19 protein-coding genes and 1 pseudogene are annotated in these 18,420 nt (G+C 56.6%); 5 read left to right on the forward strand and 15 right to left on the reverse strand.

From position 1 onward, the window contains the following. The 3 genes and pseudogenes from ACIPF8_RS10465 to ACIPF8_RS10475 all read left to right on the forward strand — a co-directional run. Window positions 1-711: pseudogene (locus ACIPF8_RS10465) on the forward strand (glycosyltransferase); the annotation flags it as partial. Continuing rightward, entirely contained in the window at window positions 708-1,835 is a 1,128-nt protein-coding gene (vioA, locus tag ACIPF8_RS10470; protein ID WP_400420565.1) for a dTDP-4-amino-4,6-dideoxy-D-glucose aminotransferase VioA, read from the forward strand. The pseudogene ACIPF8_RS10465 and the gene vioA, both read left to right, overlap by 4 nt. Window positions 1,836-1,989: 154 nt before the next feature. Next, on the forward strand, window positions 1,990-3,120 hold the full coding sequence (locus tag ACIPF8_RS10475; RefSeq protein ID WP_400420568.1) for a class I SAM-dependent methyltransferase: 1,131 nt from the start codon (window positions 1,990-1,992) through the stop codon (window positions 3,118-3,120). Window positions 3,121-3,279: 159 nt separating this feature from the next. Here ACIPF8_RS10475 and ACIPF8_RS10480 read toward each other — a convergent pair whose 3' ends face one another. The 8 genes from ACIPF8_RS10480 to nadA all read right to left on the reverse strand — a co-directional run bounded on the left by ACIPF8_RS10480 (window position 3,280) and on the right by nadA (window position 10,215). Beyond that, a complete protein-coding gene (locus tag ACIPF8_RS10480; protein WP_400420572.1) occupies window positions 3,280-3,972 on the reverse strand; it encodes a class I SAM-dependent methyltransferase in 693 nt (230 codons plus the stop codon). A gap of 53 nt (window positions 3,973-4,025) precedes the next feature. Then, the gene (locus tag ACIPF8_RS10485; RefSeq protein ID WP_400420574.1) at window positions 4,026-4,775 is read right to left on the reverse strand and encodes a TylF/MycF/NovP-related O-methyltransferase; all 750 of its coding nucleotides are present in this window, start codon (window positions 4,773-4,775) and stop codon (window positions 4,026-4,028) included. A gap of 12 nt (window positions 4,776-4,787) precedes the next feature. Then, entirely contained in the window at window positions 4,788-6,077 is a 1,290-nt protein-coding gene (locus tag ACIPF8_RS10490; protein ID WP_400420577.1) for an ATP-grasp domain-containing protein, read from the reverse strand. Beyond that, window positions 6,074-7,048, reverse strand: a complete 975-nt coding sequence (locus ACIPF8_RS10495) for a hypothetical protein (protein ID WP_400420579.1) — start codon at window positions 7,046-7,048, stop codon at window positions 6,074-6,076. Before ACIPF8_RS10495 ends, ACIPF8_RS10490 begins: the two co-directional genes overlap by 4 nt. After that, a complete protein-coding gene (locus ACIPF8_RS10500; RefSeq protein WP_400420582.1) occupies window positions 7,045-7,743 on the reverse strand; it encodes a WbqC family protein in 699 nt (232 codons plus the stop codon). Before ACIPF8_RS10500 ends, ACIPF8_RS10495 begins: the two co-directional genes overlap by 4 nt. Further along, window positions 7,740-7,976: a hypothetical protein gene (locus ACIPF8_RS10505; protein ID WP_400420584.1), complete on the reverse strand. Its 237-nt coding sequence runs from the start codon at window positions 7,974-7,976 to the stop codon at window positions 7,740-7,742. Before ACIPF8_RS10505 ends, ACIPF8_RS10500 begins: the two co-directional genes overlap by 4 nt. 224 nt (window positions 7,977-8,200) lie before the next feature. Then, window positions 8,201-9,079: a carboxylating nicotinate-nucleotide diphosphorylase gene (gene nadC / locus ACIPF8_RS10510; protein ID WP_400420587.1), complete on the reverse strand. Its 879-nt coding sequence runs from the start codon at window positions 9,077-9,079 to the stop codon at window positions 8,201-8,203. After that, the gene (gene nadA / locus ACIPF8_RS10515) at window positions 9,076-10,215 is read right to left on the reverse strand and encodes a quinolinate synthase NadA (protein WP_400420590.1); all 1,140 of its coding nucleotides are present in this window, start codon (window positions 10,213-10,215) and stop codon (window positions 9,076-9,078) included. The genes nadC and nadA overlap by 4 nt, the downstream gene beginning before the upstream one ends. A gap of 315 nt (window positions 10,216-10,530) precedes the next feature. On the opposite strand from nadA, the gene ACIPF8_RS10520 reads away from it, so the two are divergent. After that, window positions 10,531-11,094, forward strand: coding sequence for a hypothetical protein (locus ACIPF8_RS10520; protein WP_400420592.1), 564 nt, complete (start codon window positions 10,531-10,533; stop codon window positions 11,092-11,094). 119 nt (window positions 11,095-11,213) lie between these two features. On the opposite strand, the gene ACIPF8_RS10525 is transcribed toward ACIPF8_RS10520, so the two are convergent. After that, window positions 11,214-12,815, reverse strand: a complete 1,602-nt coding sequence (locus tag ACIPF8_RS10525) for an ABC-F family ATPase (protein WP_400420595.1) — start codon at window positions 12,813-12,815, stop codon at window positions 11,214-11,216. Window positions 12,816-13,047: 232 nt separating this feature from the next. Continuing rightward, window positions 13,048-13,959, reverse strand: coding sequence for a class A beta-lactamase (gene bla / locus ACIPF8_RS10530; RefSeq protein ID WP_400420598.1), 912 nt, complete (start codon window positions 13,957-13,959; stop codon window positions 13,048-13,050). Window positions 13,960-14,075: 116 nt separating this feature from the next. Between bla and ACIPF8_RS10535 the strand changes: the two genes are divergently transcribed. Next, a complete protein-coding gene (locus ACIPF8_RS10535) occupies window positions 14,076-14,936 on the forward strand; it encodes a LysR family transcriptional regulator (protein WP_400420601.1) in 861 nt (286 codons plus the stop codon). A 110-nt stretch (window positions 14,937-15,046) separates the two neighbouring features. Here ACIPF8_RS10535 and ldcA read toward each other — a convergent pair whose 3' ends face one another. The 5 genes from ldcA to thpR form a co-directional block, all read right to left on the reverse strand. Next, on the reverse strand, window positions 15,047-15,982 hold the full coding sequence (gene ldcA, locus ACIPF8_RS10540) for a muramoyltetrapeptide carboxypeptidase (RefSeq protein ID WP_400420604.1): 936 nt from the start codon (window positions 15,980-15,982) through the stop codon (window positions 15,047-15,049). Continuing rightward, on the reverse strand, window positions 15,979-16,446 hold the full coding sequence (tadA, locus tag ACIPF8_RS10545; RefSeq protein WP_400420607.1) for a tRNA adenosine(34) deaminase TadA: 468 nt from the start codon (window positions 16,444-16,446) through the stop codon (window positions 15,979-15,981). Before tadA ends, ldcA begins: the two co-directional genes overlap by 4 nt. A 24-nt stretch (window positions 16,447-16,470) precedes the next feature. Next, entirely contained in the window at window positions 16,471-16,920 is a 450-nt protein-coding gene (gene queD, locus ACIPF8_RS10550; RefSeq protein ID WP_400420610.1) for a 6-carboxytetrahydropterin synthase QueD, read from the reverse strand. A gap of 33 nt (window positions 16,921-16,953) precedes the next feature. Beyond that, window positions 16,954-17,589 (reverse strand): 7-carboxy-7-deazaguanine synthase, encoded by a 636-nt coding sequence (queE, locus tag ACIPF8_RS10555; protein ID WP_400420613.1) that lies wholly within the window; start codon window positions 17,587-17,589, stop codon window positions 16,954-16,956. 242 nt (window positions 17,590-17,831) lie between these two features. Beyond that, window positions 17,832-18,413: an RNA 2',3'-cyclic phosphodiesterase gene (thpR, locus tag ACIPF8_RS10560; RefSeq protein ID WP_400420617.1), complete on the reverse strand. Its 582-nt coding sequence runs from the start codon at window positions 18,411-18,413 to the stop codon at window positions 17,832-17,834. Between the last annotated feature and the right edge of the window lie 7 nt (window positions 18,414-18,420).

The raw sequence follows: 18,420 nt of genomic DNA on the forward strand, positions 1-18,420 counted from the left end.
CCGGCCAGCGCAACGTTTCTGCCCAATCCCGACGCACCACCGGTCAATGCCCTGCCCGCATTCGCCAACGGCTACCTGACCTTTGGCAGCTTCAATCGCCCCAGCAAACTCAATCCCGGCGTCATCGCCCTCTGGTCACAGTTGCTACGCGCAATACCGAATGCCCGCATGCTGCTGGGCGCCATGCCGACCGATGGCGATAACACGCAATTGATCTCCTGGTTCGCTGCTGAAGGGATTGCCGTTGACCGCCTCGATTTCCATCCACGCGCCGGCATGGCTGACTATCTGGCCTTACATCAACAAGTCGATTTCTGTCTCGACACCTTCCCCTATGCCGGCGGCACCACCACCCTGCACGCATTATGGATGGGTGTACCAACCTTGACGCTGGCCGGCAACACCGTAGCAGGACGGTCTGGCGCAGGCATCCTGGCACAGGTTGGACTTGATCAATTCATCGCACAAAGTGCAGAGGAATTCGTGCGCAAGGGCCTGACGTGGGCCGGCAATCCGGCAGCACTGGCCGAGATCCGCAGCAGTTTGCGTGAACGCTTCATCGGTTCACCATACAGTCAGCCAGCAACTGTCGCCGATGGCCTGGCCGCTGCTTTGCGCACCATGTGGCGGCGCTGGTGCAAGGATGAGGCAGCTACCGTGATTCCATCAATCCCGCCAGACAATCGTCATTCAACCGAGGGAAACCCATGAACAGCCTGACAAAGCCGCCACAGATATATGTAACGCAGCCGCTGCTGCCGCCTTTGGCAGAGTTCATGCCCTACCTGGAACGGATATGGGGCAACAAGATCCTGACCAACGGCGGCCCATTCCACAAGCAACTGGAACAAGCCCTATGTGAATACCTCGGCGTCAAGCATATTTCGCTGTTCACCAATGGCACACTGGCCCTGATCACGGCCTTGCAAGTACTGCGCATCACCGGAGAGGTCATTACCACTCCCTATTCATTCGTGGCAACCGCGCACTCGCTGCTTTGGAACGGCATCAAACCGGTATTTGTCGATATCGATCCGGTGACGCTGAATCTGGACCCGGCAAAAATCGAAGCTGCGATTACGCCGCAAACGACTGCAATCATGCCGGTGCATTGCTACGGCAATCCCTGTGATGTTGAGCGTATCCAAAACATCGCCGACATCTATGGCTTGAAAGTGATCTACGACGCCGCCCATGCCTTTGGCGTGAAATCAGGCGGTCAAAGCACGCTCAACCATGGCGATCTGTCGGTGCTGAGTTTCCATGCCACCAAGGTATTCAATACCTTCGAAGGCGGTGCCATCGTTTCACAGGACGCCAAAACCAAACAGCGCGTCGATCATTTGAAAAACTTCGGCTTTGTCGATGAAGTCACCGTGGTCGCACCAGGCATTAACGGCAAGATGAGCGAAATCAACGCGGCATTCGGCATGCTGCAATTGCAAGGCATCGACCTCGCCCTGCAGCAGCGTCGAGCAATCGACCACCGTTATCGGGACGGCCTGGCACGTGTGCCGGGCATCACTTGCCTGCCGCTGATGGAAAACCTGCAGCCGAATCACGCCTATTTCCCGATCTTCGTGCAGGATGATTTTCCGCAGAGTCGCGATGCCCTGTATCTCAAACTGAAAAACCACGACGTCTATGCGCGTCGCTATTTCTATCCGCTGATTACCGATTTTCCGATGTACCGCGGGCTGTCTTCGGCAGCACACGAAAATTTACCGGTCGCACGAAAAATATCGGGCCAGGTCATCTGCCTGCCCATCTATCCAGGATTGGCCGAAGAGCATGTCGATTTCATCGTTGAACTGATCGCGGGCGAGCGTGGCTGATGCGTAGCCTGGCAATCACGCCGCAAGCGGCTCATCGGCTACATCACGATACGCTTAATTTCCGGGCGGCTCGATGACATATTTCATCAACGATTATCGGCCACCAAAAAAAGCACATACAAACCAGAGTCAGCATTTACATGGAGTACCACTCATGACAATCACTGCAGTCAACACACATGTTGGCGCCAAACCCATTCTGATTTTCCCGGCCTGCATGCCGCGTTCGCTGGAGTATTTGCGCAAGGCATTGGCCGAAGGCCGCGACGTGATCGGTTCCTCCTCACTTGGCCTGGATCCGTCACGAGACAAGTATCCGGCGTGGCTGACGCTGCCCTACATCACTGATCCCGCCTTTGCCGCAGAACTGAAGCAAGCGATTGACGACTTCGATATCGGCGGCATTTATACGCCTAATCCGGTTGTCTGGTACTTCCTGAATCGGATGCTGAAAAATTTGGCGCCGGGAGTCGTGCTGGTGAACACATCGCCAGCGGATACCGAATTGCACGGTTATCGTGCAGCGCTTCAGCAGACAGAACAGCTATTGGAAACATCGTTGCCGCTGGCGTCTAACATAGCAGCGAAAGAAGCGGCGACCACGATAGAACTTGCAGCACTGCACCGTCACGCCGATGTCATCCCCGGCATGTGCGATCATGAGAAATTACGCGCCCTGTGTGAAATTGCCCGCCACAGCCGGAGCGGTGATATCGTCGAAATCGGTAGCTGGTGGGGTAAATCTGCCTTCATCCTGGCACGGCTCGCACGCTTGTACCAGATTGGCAAGCTGCTGTGCGTCGACCCGTGGTCGAACCAGCACATGGTGCAAAATGATGAACGAGGCATGGTCGATATCGTCTCGGCACAAGTCGATGCCGACGAAGCGCTGGTCGTATTCGAGATGAATCTGCTGCCATATAACGCCAATCACGTGAATTACCTGCGCCTGCCATCGGTGGATGCGGCAACTCGATATCGTTCCGACACCAACGTCAACACTCCTGCTTTTGGCAGCACCGACTACAGCGGCAGGATCGCCATCCTGCATATCGATGGCAATCACAGCTATCATGCCGCAAGCGCCGATATTGCATCATGGAGCGGTCTGGTGCTGGCCGGCGGCTGGATCGTCGTCGACGACTATGTCTGGCCTTACGGCGACGGTCCGCAGAGAGCCGGCGACGAATTCATGGCAGCGCATCAGGACAAGATCGATAGCGCTTTCGTCATGGGCAGCGCGCTGTTCATCCAATTGTCGGCGCCGCTGGACGGCAACGCCTAGGGCGTCAGGAGCTTGACCATCGGTCGATGGTCAAGCCTGCGTGACTCACTCGATGATCCGTGACGAATAATCGATGGCCCGGACATCCTTGGTCAAACTATCGATGGAAAACCGATCAAACCCGGCTTCCACGATGGCGCACGCAGCGTCCATATTGATTCAGCGCGCTCGCAATTCATAGACGCCGAGCCAGGATGCAACTACACCAATCCGTCCGCCGGAGCCACGCCACAGCAAATCCAGCAAGCGGTTATAGATGCGTGTGAACGCCCTCCTCGCACCACTGCCGACATAAAAGGAACGCCATTGGCGCGTGCGATAAGGATCTTTGAAAAAATAGATATCGACCAGCTCAATCAAGCCCGCCTCGCCAAACGAAATCGGCATGCCGGTCGCACCGAATGCGTGGCGGATACTTTGCGGAAGATAAGGCCGGATATGCGAGAAATCGTGATAGAAGCGCTCGCCAACGGTTGGACTGATGACGATCAGACGTCCATCTTTAGCTAAATTCGCGCAGAGCCGCGGCAGCAAATCAACCAAAGCATCAGGGGCGACGTGCTCGATCAGGTGGCTTAGAAACACCACGTCAAATGGTTCATGAGCGATACTAAAAAATTCATCGGGTGTATAGGCCGCATAGCCCTTTTCCTTGGCACGCGCGACATAATCTGCGTTGGTGTCCACGCCGGTTGCCTGAAGCCCCAAAGATGCAAAACAATCGAGAAATTTTCCCAGGCCGCAGCCGAAGTCAAGTACACGCAACGGAGTGTCGCTAGACCCTTGGAATCCTTGCATCATGGATATGATGCGGTCGTATTCCAGGGACTGGTAATGGGCAGGTTTTTTCATATTAAAAATTCCTTTTTTTATAATGAGCGTCCCTTGTCAGACAGCCGGATGTCTCAGGATTGTTTAACCAGCAACGCATGCCCGTTCAGATTGTGAATAAACAGGCCATCGTCGGTACCTGCCACAATTTCATTGATGGCAAGCATGGCGCCCTCGCAGCCGAACATTCCATAGTCGTCGAATACCACGATGCCATTGGGTTGCACCCGAGGCCAGATCGAAAGAAAGGATTGCTTCACCGATTGGTAGGTGTCCACATCGATATGGGCCAAGCAAATCTCTTTCGGCAGTGACGACAGGGTATCGTCCGGAAAAATTCCGCGATGAATCTGGCATGTGGCGCCTATTCGTCGAAACAGCCCGGCGACGATATGTTCGTCGGTATCGGCATGTTCGCCACCGGCATAGAATGTGTCGAACTCAGGATCATGCTTTGCAACCCCGCTGAATGTATCGAACAAATGCACTTCCTTACCCGGCAGCGCACATGCCATCAACGCTGCAGTACCGCCACGCCAGACGCCGACCTCGACAATCGCTCCCGCTACCCGGTGCATTTGCTGGGCCAGACGATAGAGCTCGTAGCATCGATAGATGTCGACCATCGTGCAAGCCTTGACGATATCGAACGTTGCCGTGAACGTTTCGTCATCCAGCCACGGCGAATAGCCGGCAAACGGAATCACCTGGGAATAGCTGTACCCATCCTTCAGAGATTCAAAGCGGGTCTGCCTCATCCTGTTGAGCAGATCCTTTCTTTCCGCACGCAAGACACGTAAAAAATCGGGAGAGGTCTTTTCCATGATGGCTGTTCTTTATTTAATGAAAAATTCGAGTGCGTCGACGTCCAGCACCGGGATCGCGAGCTTTCTTGCAACGTCAATCCGCTCGGGGAAATGATTGTCGATGAATATCGAGGTAGCAGTAATATGGTCGGCTTTGGATTCGCCGGCCCCGACCACAATGATCTGATCGAAAATACCAGCATCGATGTGGGCGTTTTTCAGGGTCGTGGCAACGTCGAACTGATGTCGCGTAATCAATTTGATCTTTTTTCCGGATGCCATCGATTGGTAAAGAAATGCCATCGTGACCGGAACCGCATAGCCGTCCAGGATCAAAGTGTCGTCAAGATCGACAAACACGGTGTCATACTGAAAATTGAACTCGCTGCGCGTCGCAATGTTACGTTCGACCAGCTCGACATGCGAATTGCTCAGGGCAATCAGGTCGCGTCCCAGATAATCCTGAACTGCCATCAACGGCAGGTTAATCCCGCGTGCGCGTTGCGCCACCATGGTGCCGGCAACCCGGCACGATATCTCCAGCAACTTCCATTGCCCGTTCCTGTCAGCCTTCAGCTGAAAGAACCATGGTCCTCTCAGCCGCAGTCCGCGATTGATTTCATTAGCGATGGCAGCGATCTCATCCGTCAGTTCGATTACCCGCGAACGCATCGTGATTCCGGCCCTGACCCGCTCCCGAGTGCGCGGCCCGACCCAGACCAGTCGCTCTTTTTTATCTGTGAAACAGTCGACAGTTATTTCGTCGCCGGGCAAATATTCGACAAGTACCGGATGATCGATTTGCGTCTCCGCGGCGATTGCCTGCTGTCGGTCATGCACAAGCGTCACGCCGTGCCCGCCCTGTCCGAGATCGGGCTTTACGATGACCGGCCATTCCGTAATTTGTTCAACAGAAGAGTAGACACGCGGAATCCATGACGCATCTGCAAAGTGGCGATACGTCATGCTCTTTTTGCGTGCGATTGCAGCGCTTTCCGGATCGCCGTTCACCAGCATCACACCCATTTGATGCGCGCGCGTCGATAAATATTCAAGCACTGTGTCGTGAGTTGCAAACACCATGTCGATGCCAAACTCCGAGAGAAGCGCAGAGAACGCGCGATCGAACCCCTCGGCGTCAATCTTCGGCAGATCGCCGACATAGCGAGCGAAACGAAAGCGTCCATGGTCATCGACGCTAGACGCACCAAAGAGCTCAACGTGTAACGAATATCGAAGCGCCTGATGGATTTCGGCCGCATTTTCCGAACCACAGGGAAAAACCAGGACCCTGACCTTTTTAACCATGCCTGTATTCATGAGTGAATTCCGTGGTCCAGGACCTGCTCCGCGATCCGGTCCAACTGCACGTTAGAGAGCCGCTGATCACACGGCAGGAAAAGTGTATTGCTGGCGATTTGCCTTTCGAATTCAGGCACGAGCTCAGAATTCGCTACTTCCGGCCAGTAGCAAGGCGTATAAATTCGGTGTGCCGCCAATTTCGCGCGTAACCCGATCGGCGCGCCGACATACGGATAACAAAGCGGTACGTCGCCATTATCAAATTCAAACCTGCGCGCGTTGGATGATCCCAGCCGATCGTGAAGATAAGAAAAATTGGCGATGCGACGGGCACCGACTTCGGCATAGTCGAGGCTCTCGAGCACGCGTTGAGTGAGCTTCGACATGACCCTGGGTTCCTGCAATTTCAGGCTTTCTTCAGCTGCGGCGTAATCGGCATAACCGGCCTCCGCATCCATATCGATACGTTTAAGCAGATGCGAACTGCGCTGCAGCGACCCATGATCTATCTGATCCGGTGTTGCTATGGCTTGACGCGTAATCAGATAGCCGCCGTCCGGAACACCGACAAATTTTCGCGGAGAATACAGCGTCGCCAAGCACTCTTCAGGTTTGGCGAAGAAAGCCTGGGCGTTATCGATCACTACCTGTTCACGCGGGAAGCGCTTGAGCACATCAGTAACCTGAGCAGTACAGAGACCGAAGTAATTGACATACAGCAGCCATTCACCAGCCCTGAGATCCGCTGTTTTGACGCGCAGTTGTGCATCGATCTCGTAACGTTTGATCGGGATTCCGCTCGTCGCCAGCGGCTCAAGCATGCTTTCACAGATATACCAGGGCATCCATACCGCAGTTGGCCGGTGAGCGCGCAACAACGCGAGAAACGCCGCCCGCGACGATTGATAGCGCAGCGCATCGCGATGATATTCGGCGCCCGCACGCGGGATTTCAAGCGACAGATAGCCGCCGATCGCGTCCGGCCTCATGCGCCTGGTCGCCGATGCAGCATGGCTTTGATTTGATCGACGCTATTGAACATCAGCACATCAATGATCGACAAGCCGGGATGAAACCTCTTGCCGAATTGCGGGTACGGCCCCAGGTTCGGTTCGATATACGACAGATCAATGCCGGCCGCAGCGAACTCCTCTGCGTCATATAGCGCGCGCCCTCCCGGCAGATTCAGGTAGGTACTGGCCCGTTCTTGCGCGCAGATGTCCAGCACTCGCTGCGCGCCCCTCAGTTCGCTATTCCGATAAACGGTCGACGTCATCGCAAACGTCGTGCCCAAATCAAGATACCTGGAAATTTCGATCACGCCACGCGACGCAATTTGTGAAACGTGCGTAGCGTCCACATGCAATATCTCGTGAATCAATTCGCTGACACGCTGGTAATGCGGAGCCTTGGCATATGCATGGCGAATCGATTCCAGCAGTTTTCTCAGCCAGCGTTCGCGAGGTTGCATCAGTACTTCATTGATTTTTTTTGCAGGACTGGCGCCTGCGAGCGGTACCGTTATATACCGGATGTCGCCATCCAGCATCAGGCGATTGCGATTGATCCAGCCGTTCTTGATGAAATTGACATCGTCGTAAAAAACGAACTTGTCCGCCGCAGCCACCAGCTGGAAATAGCCGATGTACGGAAACAGATAAGGCTGCATGAGAGCCAATTTCATCGCCGGCTATCCACAGCAACGTGAACAAGCAGATCAAGATAATCGGCGGATTCGCGATATTTGCGGGAAGGAGCAGAATGCACGATCGGCCGACTCAGCACCATGGCAGCTGCATGGATAACCGCGGGCAGGTCGGCTCGATCTGCGGAATGCAGGACAACGGCCAGCTCCTGCCCAAAGCGGCTTGCGATTGCTGTGGCAGTGGATGGCAGCTGTGCTGGCGGCGGGTTCATGGACGCGATCAATGAGATTGTTCGCGCCATTATCTGGCGGCTTGCGCCATTCCAAAGGATGGAAATGAGCCCTAAGTTGGCTTCTGTTATGAAATAACCTGAGCCGAGCTACTTATCAACTCGAAACAATTCCCAGGAAAAACCGGCTGGTTCTTCCTCTGCGGAACCGGGCACCTTAGATTGAGGCGTCTTCGGCGTTCCGGCGTCCGCTATTCTGGCAACAATTACTCGATAATCCGCAAAGAATAATCGGTAGCCCGGATATCTTTGGTCAAACTACCGATGGAAATTCGGTCAACTCCGGTTTCAGCAATGGCGCGCAAAGTGTCCATATTGATGCCGCCGGAAGCTTCCAGCAACGCCCTGCCCGCATTCAGGTCGACTGCGTCGCGCATGGCGTCGAGGCTGAAGTTGTCCAGCAAGATCGAGGTAGCGCCGGCACGCAGCGCTTCGTCGAGCTGCACCAGGCTTTCCACTTCGATCTGGATCGTGACGCCGGCATCGAGGCTGAGTGCGGCCTTCATGGCGGCAGAGATGCCGCCGGCTGCGGCGATATGGTTTTCCTTGATCAGGATGCCGTCGTACAAGGCCAGCCGCTGGTTATGACCGCCGCCGACACGCACCGCGTATTTCTGCGCCAGGCGCAAACCCGGCAAGGTCTTGCGGGTATCGAGGATATGCGCCTTGGTGTGGGCAATCGCATTGACGTAGACACGGGTAGCGCTGGCTACGCCGGACAACAGTTGCAGGAAATTCAATGCGCCGCGCTCGCCGGTCAGCAAAGCCCGGGCCGGGCCGTCGATGATGCAGACTTCACTGTCGGCGCTCATCAGGTCGCCTTCGGCATAACGCCAGGTAATGCGGATGCTAGCATCAAGCTGCTGCATCACCGCTTCAAACCACGGCGCGCCGCACAGCACGGCTTGTTCACGTACGATCACCCGGGCCCGCACCTGCTCCTGCGCCGGCACCAGTTTGCCGGTCAGGTCGCCGCTGCCGACATCTTCGGCCAATGCAGTACGGATATTGTTGTCGAAGGCCGCTTGCAGCGCAGCGTCAAAGGGGGCGAAACGATTTTCCAAGTTGCTGGTGTGAGTACTCATGCTGGGCCGATTCCTGAAAATAGTTTTTGTTCTTGCGCCAGATCGCTGGACGGGCGCACATTGGCTTTGCGTTGCGCGGCAAAGTCGAGCATGCGGTCGATGCAGACCACCGCCTTGCGGCCGATCTCTGCGTCGACATGAATTTCATTGTTGCCGGATTCCAGCACATCGGCCAGGTTCTGCAAGCCGTTCATCGCCATCCACGGGCAATGCGCGCAGCTTTTGCAGGTGGCGCTGTTGCCGGCGGTCGGTGCATCGATGAAGCGCTTGCCGGGTGCCGCCATCCGCATCTTGTGCAGGATGCCGTTGTCGGTGGCGACGATGAATTCGTCGGCATCGAGGTTCTGCGCGGCGGCGATCAATTGCGTGGTCGAGCCGACCACATCGGCCTGCGCCACCACCGCTTCCGGCGATTCCGGATGCACCAGGATCTTGGCATGTGGGTGCTGCTGACGCAGCAGTTCCAGCTCGACACCCTTGAATTCGTCATGCACCAGGCAGGAGCCTTGCCACAGCAGCATGTCGGCGCCGGTCTGTTTCTGGATGTAGCCGCCGAGGTGTTTATCCGGTGCCCACAGGATCTTCTTGCCCTGCGCGTGCAGGTGGGCGACGATGTCAAGCCCGATAGAAGACGTCACCATCCAGTCGGCGCGTGCTTTGACTGCAGCGCTGGTATTGGCGTACACCACCACGGTGCGATCCGGATGAGCATCGCAAAATGCAGAAAACTCATCGGCCGGGCAACCCAGGTCGAGCGAACAGGTGGCGTCCAGGTCGGGCATCAGCACGCGTTTGTGCGGGCTGAGGATTTTCGAGGTCTCGCCCATGAACTTGACGCCGGCCACCACCAGCGTCTTGGCTGGATGGTCACGGCCGAAACGCGCCATTTCCAGCGAATCGGAAACGCAACCGCCGGTCTCCTCCGCCAGGTCCTGCAGATCGGCATCGACATAATAGTGTGCCACCAGGACGGCTTGCTGTTCTTTCAACAAGCGCTTGATACGCTCTTTGAGGGCGATTTTCTGTTCTGAAGAAGGGACGTCAGGGACGCGAGCCCAGGCATGAGCGGTACAGCTATTGCCTAGGTCCATTTGCGGCCGCTCGAATTCAACGGTTTTGATGGCTTGGGTTTGCATGACAGTGATGGCTGCTGTAGGTAAATGAATGTAGTGCGTGAATGTGATGTGTGAATGTAGTGCGCTAAGAGCGCAATGATACGACAGAAGGCGCAACAAGATATTTGCGACGCGGTTTAGCAACTGAGCAATCGGACAGGAATTCTACCGCCATATTTTGGAAGCAGGTGCCGACATTACCTTATTGCAACCTTGAATGAACTCCCGTACTATCATTTAACAATTGTCATAAAAGGCAGTAACTGAAAAGCCGCCGGGCAATAAATTGGAGACCGTCCGGCATTTTCGGGGCAACGATAAGAACACAGGGACATCATGATCATTTTTGACAAGACCGAATTGGGCCGCACTGAAATCGCCACCCGTAGCCAAGCCGTCGGACCGCGCCTGCGCACCTTGCTGCTGCTGGTGGACGGCAAGACCGCCGATGATGAATTACTGAGGAAAGTGGCCGGCCTGGGCCTTGGACAAGAGCATCTGGATGAACTGCTGCAGGGTGGCCTGATCCAGATCAGCAGCAACAGCAGCACGACGGTCGCAACTGCCCCCGCGCCACCTGCCGCCGCAGCCACTGCAGCGCCAAAAGCTGCACCGGCGGTTGCGCCGCTCTCCGCAGAACAGATTTTGCCGGCCGGTCAAACCCAATTCGAAGCGATTTATCATTTTTATAACGACACGATCAAAAGCATGATCGGCCTGCGCGGCTACGGTCTGCAATTGAAAGTCGAGCGCGCCAGCAGCGTCCAGGATTTCCGCGAGCTGCGTCAGGCGTATCTGGAAGCCGTGCTCAAGGCCAAAGGTGAAGAAATCGCCCGCAGCCTGCGCGGCCGGCTAGATCAGTTGCTATATCTGGGTGAGCGCGGGCCAACCGGCGCGTAGGCTGAAGCCACCGAATACACAACCATCAGCAGCACCAGCGGATATAAAAAAAGCGTGGCGGATAAAATTCCGCCACGCTTTTTTTCACCGTGCGCTAACCTTTTGCGCCGTGCTTCTATTTATTCAATACCCTGGCTGCTCAGGTAATCCTCATAGCTGCCTTGGAAATCAACCACTTCGTTTTCCTTGACTTCCAGCACCCGGGTCGCCAGCGACGATACGAATTCGCGGTCATGCGAAACGAAGATCAGCGTGCCGGCATATTTTTCCAGCGCGATGTTGAGCGATTCGATCGATTCCATATCCATGTGGTTGGTCGGCTCGTCGAGCAGCAGCACGTTATGGCGGCCCAGCATCAGCTTGCCGTACATCATGCGGCCCTTCTCGCCACCGGACAGCACCTTGACCGACTTCTTGACATCGTCGCCGCTGAACAGCAGGCGGCCCAGGCTGGAACGCACGGCCTGGTCGTCGTCACCTTCCTGGGTCCACTGGCCCATCCAGTCGGTCAGTGTCTTGTCGGTTGCGAAATCCTCGGTTGGATCCTGCGGCATATAGCCAACGTTGGCGTTTTCCGCCCACTTGACCAAACCGCTGTCGGCTTCGAGGCCGGCGATATCGGCGCCGCCGATGCTGCGCAACAGCGTGGTCTTACCGGCACCGTTGGCGCCGATGATGGCGATCTTTTCGCCTGCTTCAACCATGATGTTGAAATTCTTGAAAATCGGCCGGTCGTAGGTCTTGCTAATGCTTTGCACTTCGACTGCCAGACGATGCAATTTCTTCTCGCCGTCGAAACGCACGAATGGATTGGCGCGGCTGGATGGCTTGACATCCTCGACCTTGATTTTTTCGATCTGCTTGGCACGCGAAGTCGCCTGGCGCGCCTTCGACTTGTTGGCCGAGAAGCGGCGCACGAAATCCTGCAGTTCCGCGACCTTGTCCTTGGCCTTGGCATTCGCCGACAACTGCTGCGCCCGCGCTTGCGAGGAAGCCAGCATGTAGTCGTCGTAATTGCCCGGATAAACCTTCAATGTGCCGTAGTCCATGTCGGCCATGTGGGTGCAGACCTGGTTCAGGAAGTGGCGATCATGGGAAATGATGATCATGGTGGAGTTGCGCTGATTCAGCACATCTTCCAGCCAGCGGATGGTGTTGATGTCGAGGTTGTTGGTCGGTTCGTCGAGCAGCAGGATATCCGGATTCGAGAACAGCGCCTGCGCCAGCAACACGCGCAGCTTCCAGCCTGGCGCAACATTGCTCATCGGCCCTTGGTGCTGTTCGATCGCCACGCCGACACCCAGCAGCAGCTCGCCAGCGCGCGCTTCCGCTGTATAGCCGTCGTACTCGGCGAAGCGCGCTTCCAGGTCGGCGGCCTTCATGTAGTCGTCGTCGGTCGCATCCGGATTGGCGTAGATCGCATCGCGCTCGGACATCGCAGCCCACATTTCGGTATGCCCCATCATCACCACATCAAGCACGCGCATTTCTTCGAACGCGAACTGATCCTGGCGCAATTTACCCAGGCGTTCGTTCGGATCGAGCATCACGTTGCCGGCCGACGGCTCCAGGTCGCCGCCCAGGATCTTCATGAACGTCGACTTGCCGCAGCCGTTCGCGCCGATCAAACCGTAGCGATTGCCGTCGCCAAATTTGACGGAAATGTTTTCAAACAGCGGCTTGGGGCCGAACTGCATCGTGATATTTGCGGTGGAGAGCATCTTAAAATTGAACTTTTCTTAATTAAATCAGTAGTTTATGGTGCAACCCAACATTATACACCACAGACAAATATCTACAGAATAGCTCTATATAAAACAACGACTTACCACCGCACATCCGACAAAATCAGTCATCCGGACGGTTGCTCAAAGTACCGGAATGCTGCCACCAAAGCAGGACGGGTCTCCAGCTCGCCATCCTGCCCGCGGGCTTTGCGCATCACTTAGCACGTCAATTTCCAGTGACCATCGACGCCGCCAGACGCCCTACTTCCGCCAGCGCCGCCTCTCGCGTCGCAGGGTTGGCCTTGGTTCCGGTCAGATAGCTGACCACCAGCACCGGCGCACGATTCGGCGGAAACAGGACGCCGATATCGTTGGTCGTGCCATAGGCGCCCGAACCAGTCTTGTCCGCCACGCGCCAGCCGGATGGCAGCAATGCGCGCAGGCGCTTGTCGCCGGTTTTATTGGCGAGCAGCCAGTTTGTCAGTTGTGCACGCGAGCCCGGGGTCAACGCCGTTCCCAGCACCAACTGGCGCATGGTGGATAGCATCGCCTTGGGCGACGTAGTGTCGCGCGGATCACCGGGAGTCGACTCGTTCAGCTCCGGCTCGATGCGGTCGAGACGGGTTACCTTATCGTCCAGCGAACGGAGGTAAGCCGTCAGCAGGGCCGGACCGCCAAAGCTGTGCAGCAACAGGTTGGCGGCCGTGTTGTCGCTCAGCGTGATGGCGGCCTCGCACAGTTCTGCCACCGACATGCCGTCGCCACCAACATGCTTCTCGGTGATCGGAGAATAAGACATCAGGTCAGCCGCTTTGAAGCGGATGCGCCGCGCCAGTTGTTCCTGGCCCAGATCTACGCGTTTTAGCGTGAACCCTGCCGCCAGCAACTTGAAAGTGCTGCACATCGGAAACCGTTCGTCGCCGCGATAGGAATGCGCCTGCCCAGTTTGGGTATCGAGGATGGCGACACCTAGCCGGCCACCGCTTTGCGCTTCTATCTGACGCAATTTTTTCATGAATGAATCGGAATCGAATTTGGACGGGACAGCCGAAGAGGCCCAGGATTTCTGTATATGACCACCTACGAACAATGCCCCGATGCCTGCTGCCAGGCTTCCCGCAAACTGACGTCTTTTCATGCTTTACCTCTGAATTTGATGAACAAGGCCTCGACAATATCGGTGTTAAAGTGATCCCTCAAGCTACAATATCCAAGTGTACCCATAAGAAAAACTATCTCACTTGGAGTAACTGCATGCACCTGCCCTTGAACGCATTGCGCGCTTTCGAAGTCTCGGCGCGCTTCCTCAGCTTTACCCGCGCCGCCGCCGAGTTGAATGTCACGCAGGCAGCAATCAGCCAACAGGTCAAGAATCTTGAGGACAGAATGGGTGTCCAGCTGTTCCGCAGGCTACCGCGCGGGCTGGTGCTGACTGATGAAGGAATCGCCCTGCTGCCAGTGCTGGCCGAATCGTTTGGCCGCATCGCCGCCGTGCTGCAGCAGTTCGAAGACGGCCGTTTCCGTGAAGTACTGACGGTGGGTGCGGTCGGCACATTTGCGGTTGGCTGGCTGATCCCGCGCCTGCGCGATTTTCAGCAAGCCCACCCGTTCGTCGACTTGCGCCTGTTGACCAACAACAACCGGGTCGACATTGCCGGCGAAGGCCTCGACTACGCGATCCGCTTCGGCGACGGCGCCTGGCACGGCACCGAAGCCGAAGCACTGATGGCTGCCCCGCTGTCGCCCATGTGCTCGCCGGCCATCGCCGCGTTCCTGCGCGATCCGGCCGACCTCGCCGGACAAGTGCTGCTGCGCTCCTACCGGGCCGACGAATGGGCCAGCTGGTTCGCCGCCGCCAACCTGCCTTGTCCCTTGCTGAGAGGCAGCGTATTCGACTCATCGCTGACCATGGCAGAAGCCGCCGCCCAAGGCGCCGGCGTAGCCCTGCTGCCAACCCAGATGCTCACCCGCGAACTCCAGCAAGACCGCCTGGTACAGCCATTCAACATCGAAATCGCCAGCGGCAACTACTGGCTAACTCGCCTCAAGTCAAAACAAATGACGCCAGCCATGCAGGTGTTCCGGGAATGGCTACTCAAGACGACCAGCATCTAACCCAAACCAGAAATTAGGGTCAGAGTCGAATTAATTAAATAAAAGAATTGGGGTCAGAGTCAAATTAATTGCAAGCTGCCGGCACGCGCGTAACCGGCAGAACAATGCAATCAGGATCTCAATGTAAGGGGATGCTGGAAGCTCAGCTGAAACCCGTTCGACTCCGAACGCAGTTCGGCCTGCACGCCAACCGGCAGCGTTACTTTGTCGCGGATATGGCCGAATGGCAGACCGGTCAGGATCGGCACCGACACATGGGCGCGCAAGAATGCCAACATGGCGTCGAAGTCGTAGCCGTTGTCATGCGGCGCCAAGCGATATTCGGAAAAGTCGCCCAGCACGATCGCCTGCTGGCGGCCCAGGATGCCGGCATATTGCAACTGCAGCATCATGCGCTCAATACGATAGGGATGCTCGCCGACATCTTCCAGGAACAAAATGCCGTCTTCGATTTGCGGCAAATAAGGCGTGCCGATCAGATGCGTCAGCATCGCCAGGTTGCCGCCCCAGAGCGTGCCGCTGACGCGCACATTCGGGTTGTTGGCGACAGCGAATTGCAATACCTGATCCGGCTGGCGCACGCACTGCCAGAAATGCGACATTGTGAACTCGCTCAGCTCGGCAACGCCGAAATCGCTGCACAGCATCGGTCCGGCCAGGCTGGGCGCGCCGGTCTGCGCCAGCAACGCCAGATGCAAGGCCGTGACATCGCTATGGCCGACGAAAATCTTCTTGCTGGCGGCAAGGCGGCGCATGTCCAGCAGCGGCAACAGCCGCGACATGCCGTAGCTGCCGCGCAAGGCCAGCACGATCTGTACTTGTGGATTGTCGATCGCCTCGTAGATCTGCGCTACCCGCGCCGCATCGGTGCCGCCGAAGCGCTGGTATTTTGCCGCCGGGTCGTAGTAGTCATAGACCACGCAACCCTGATGTTGCAGAGCCAGGATGCCGCGCGCCAGCGCCTGTTCGTCGGGGGCGAAACCGCCGGGGGCAATCAGCGCCACGCCGACGGATTGTTTGGGTTGTGCTTGGGTAGATTCGGTCACGATTGTTTTTGTTGAGCTTGCCGACGTTCGGCGAAAAATTCCTTGAGTAGTGTGCCACACTCATCGGCCAGCACGCCAGCGGTCAGCTCGGTGTGATGATTCAATTTTTCCTGCTCGAACAGATTGAGCACCGAGCCGCAGGCACCGGTTTTGGGATCGCTGGCGCCGTAGATCACACGCGCCAGGCGCGCATGCATCATGGCGCCGGCGCACATCGCGCAGGGCTCCAATGTCACGTACAGTTCACAGCCCGGCAGACGATAGTTGCCGAGGATGGCAGAAGCCGCGCGCAAGGCCATGATTTCCGCATGCGCGGTCGGATCATGGTTGCCGATCGGCTGATTGAAGCCGGTCGCGATGACCTGGCCATCTTTCACCACTAGTGCGCCTACCGGCACCTCCCCCAAGGCCCACGCATTGCGGGCTTGGGAAATGGCTTGTTGCATATAAATCGCGTCACGCATGGGCAATGTGAAAATAATCAGCTATCAACGGTCTTCGGAAATCTCGGCCCAGCAATTCGGGGTTTCATGCAGCACCAGTTTCTGCAGGTGCAAGCCGGTGCCGTAGTGATCCTTGTAAGCCGCCTTGAGGATGTCGTAAGCAATGCGCGCCAGGTTCTCGACGGTCGGAATGCGGTCGATGATGACGGTTTTGTGATTCGGCAGCGTCGCCAGGAAATCGCGCACTGCCGTGTCTTTTTCGTAGACCAGGAAAGCATGGTCCCAGACATCCACCAGATGTTGTTTGGCTAGTGTCTTGATGTCCGAAAAATCCATGATCATGCCGTTGTCGGAACTGCCCTCGACTTCGATGACGGCGCCGACCAGCGTGATTTCCAGCGTATAGCGATGGCCGTGCAGATTGCGGCACTGGCTCTTGTGGTCGGGAATCCGGTGGCCGGCGTCAAATTCGAGTTTGCGGGTGATGGTAAGCATAAATAATGGGTTCTCAATAAAATCTGAATCTGTTCAAGGAATCTGCAGCAGCTTATGGGTCTGCAAGCTCAACTTCCATTTCGGATTGCGCTTGCAGGTTTCGATCGCCAACTCCAGATTGTGCGCCAGTTGCGGGCCATCCATGGCCTGCACATAGAAATGTTCGAAATCAAGCGATTCGTATGCAGCCAGCGACTGGCCGATTTGCGGAATCACCACTTTCAACTCATTGCCCTTGCGCAGCTTCAACACCGAACCCATCTTCGGACTGACGCAAATCCAGTCGATACCCGGCGGCGGTTCCAGCGTGCCATTGGTCTCAATCGCAATCTCGAAACCTGCCGCATGCATGCTGTCGATCAGCGCAGCATCCAGTTGCAGCAACGGCTCGCCGCCGGTGAACACGACGAATTTGCTGGCGGCGTAGGTATCCGGCCACAGCGCATTGATGGTTTGCGCCAGCGATTCGCTATTCTTGAACTTGCCACCGCCCTCGCCGTCTGTGCCGACAAAATCGGTATCGCAGAATTGACACACCGCACTGCTGCGATCTTCTTCGCGGCCGGTCCACAGATTGCAGCCGCTGAAGCGGCAAAACACCGCAGGGCGGCCGGCATGGGTGCCTTCGCCTTGCAATGTGTAGAAAATTTCCTTGATGCTGTAGGTCACGGCGCTTCTCGCATAATTTCGTCAGCCTCGGCTATCCGCCTGGATATCGGGTCAGACACAGTCAATACTCGCAGTTTTTCGTCGTTTTCACTATCAAAAACGACGTTTTTTGCTGGTGTGGGGGATAGGTCGAGTAGCTGGAAAGCCGCTTTTTTGCCAAAAATCCTCGGCAATTTTCGACCCAACCCTCAATTTTAGCGCAAAACGGCCATTCCCGCGCTGCCGGGGCTACATCCACAACCTCAAGGCTGCAACGGCCAGCGCGCCAGCGTCACATGGCGGGTGCGGCCAAGCAGGCTGTGCACCAGGGCAAATTCCCGCACTGTCCAACTGATGGGCTCGATGTCGCGTGACGGAACATTGTATTTGTTGTACAACAAAGTTACGTGCGGCGTGTAATGCGAATTCGCGCTTCTGATGCCGGCTCTTTGCAAGGCTTTGGCCAGCGTCCGCTGGAACGCTGTCAACGCTGCAACACCATCGCCGCCCACCAGAACCAAAGGGCGATTGCGCGGCCGCCCATGGAAATTCAGCACACGTTCGAATGTCACGTCGAACGGCTCCGCCCTGACGCTTGCCGCTGCGTTCATCGCAGCAGTAACGACATCCTGGGGCAACTCCAGGTAATCACCCACATGGCTCAGGGTGACATGCGCGCGGTCGACTCCAATCAACCTGCTTTTGATCCCGAATTCCTCCTGCAGCAGCCGGCCCTGCCTGACGATGGCGGCCGCGGCTTCGGCAGCGGGAATCAGCGCAAAAAACAGACGGTCTGTCGGCCTCGGCGGCGCATCGAAGCCTGGCAAAAATAGCTGCTCATGCATAGGCGTA

It is taken from the genome of Collimonas sp. NPDC087041, from assembly GCF_044745265.1.
Taxonomy (GTDB): Bacteria; Pseudomonadota; Gammaproteobacteria; order Burkholderiales; family Burkholderiaceae_D; genus Collimonas.

Coding starts and splice junctions, on each gene's coding strand:
- ACIPF8_RS10485 (WP_400420574.1), bottom strand. CDS start 4,775: ATGGAAAAGACCTCTCCCGATTTTTTACGTGTCTTGCGTGCGGAAAGA.
- ACIPF8_RS10495 (WP_400420579.1), bottom strand. CDS start 7,048: ATGAGGCCGGACGCGATCGGCGGCTATCTGTCGCTTGAAATCCCGCGT.
- ACIPF8_RS10480 (WP_400420572.1), bottom strand. CDS start 3,972: ATGAAAAAACCTGCCCATTACCAGTCCCTGGAATACGACCGCATCATA.
- bla (WP_400420598.1), bottom strand. CDS start 13,959: ATGAAAAGACGTCAGTTTGCGGGAAGCCTGGCAGCAGGCATCGGGGCA.
- ACIPF8_RS10520 (WP_400420592.1), top strand. CDS start 10,531: ATGATCATTTTTGACAAGACCGAATTGGGCCGCACTGAAATCGCCACC.
- nadC (WP_400420587.1), bottom strand. CDS start 9,079: ATGAGTACTCACACCAGCAACTTGGAAAATCGTTTCGCCCCCTTTGAC.
- ACIPF8_RS10490 (WP_400420577.1), bottom strand. CDS start 6,077: ATGAATACAGGCATGGTTAAAAAGGTCAGGGTCCTGGTTTTTCCCTGT.
- nadA (WP_400420590.1), bottom strand. CDS start 10,215: ATGCAAACCCAAGCCATCAAAACCGTTGAATTCGAGCGGCCGCAAATG.
- ACIPF8_RS10535 (WP_400420601.1), top strand. CDS start 14,076: ATGCACCTGCCCTTGAACGCATTGCGCGCTTTCGAAGTCTCGGCGCGC.
- ACIPF8_RS10505 (WP_400420584.1), bottom strand. CDS start 7,976: ATGAACCCGCCGCCAGCACAGCTGCCATCCACTGCCACAGCAATCGCA.
- ACIPF8_RS10525 (WP_400420595.1), bottom strand. CDS start 12,815: ATGCTCTCCACCGCAAATATCACGATGCAGTTCGGCCCCAAGCCGCTG.
- thpR (WP_400420617.1), bottom strand. CDS start 18,413: ATGCATGAGCAGCTATTTTTGCCAGGCTTCGATGCGCCGCCGAGGCCG.
- ACIPF8_RS10475 (WP_400420568.1), top strand. CDS start 1,990: ATGACAATCACTGCAGTCAACACACATGTTGGCGCCAAACCCATTCTG.
- queD (WP_400420610.1), bottom strand. CDS start 16,920: ATGCTTACCATCACCCGCAAACTCGAATTTGACGCCGGCCACCGGATT.
- ACIPF8_RS10500 (WP_400420582.1), bottom strand. CDS start 7,743: ATGAAATTGGCTCTCATGCAGCCTTATCTGTTTCCGTACATCGGCTAT.
- vioA (WP_400420565.1), top strand. CDS start 708: ATGAACAGCCTGACAAAGCCGCCACAGATATATGTAACGCAGCCGCTG.
- tadA (WP_400420607.1), bottom strand. CDS start 16,446: ATGCGTGACGCGATTTATATGCAACAAGCCATTTCCCAAGCCCGCAAT.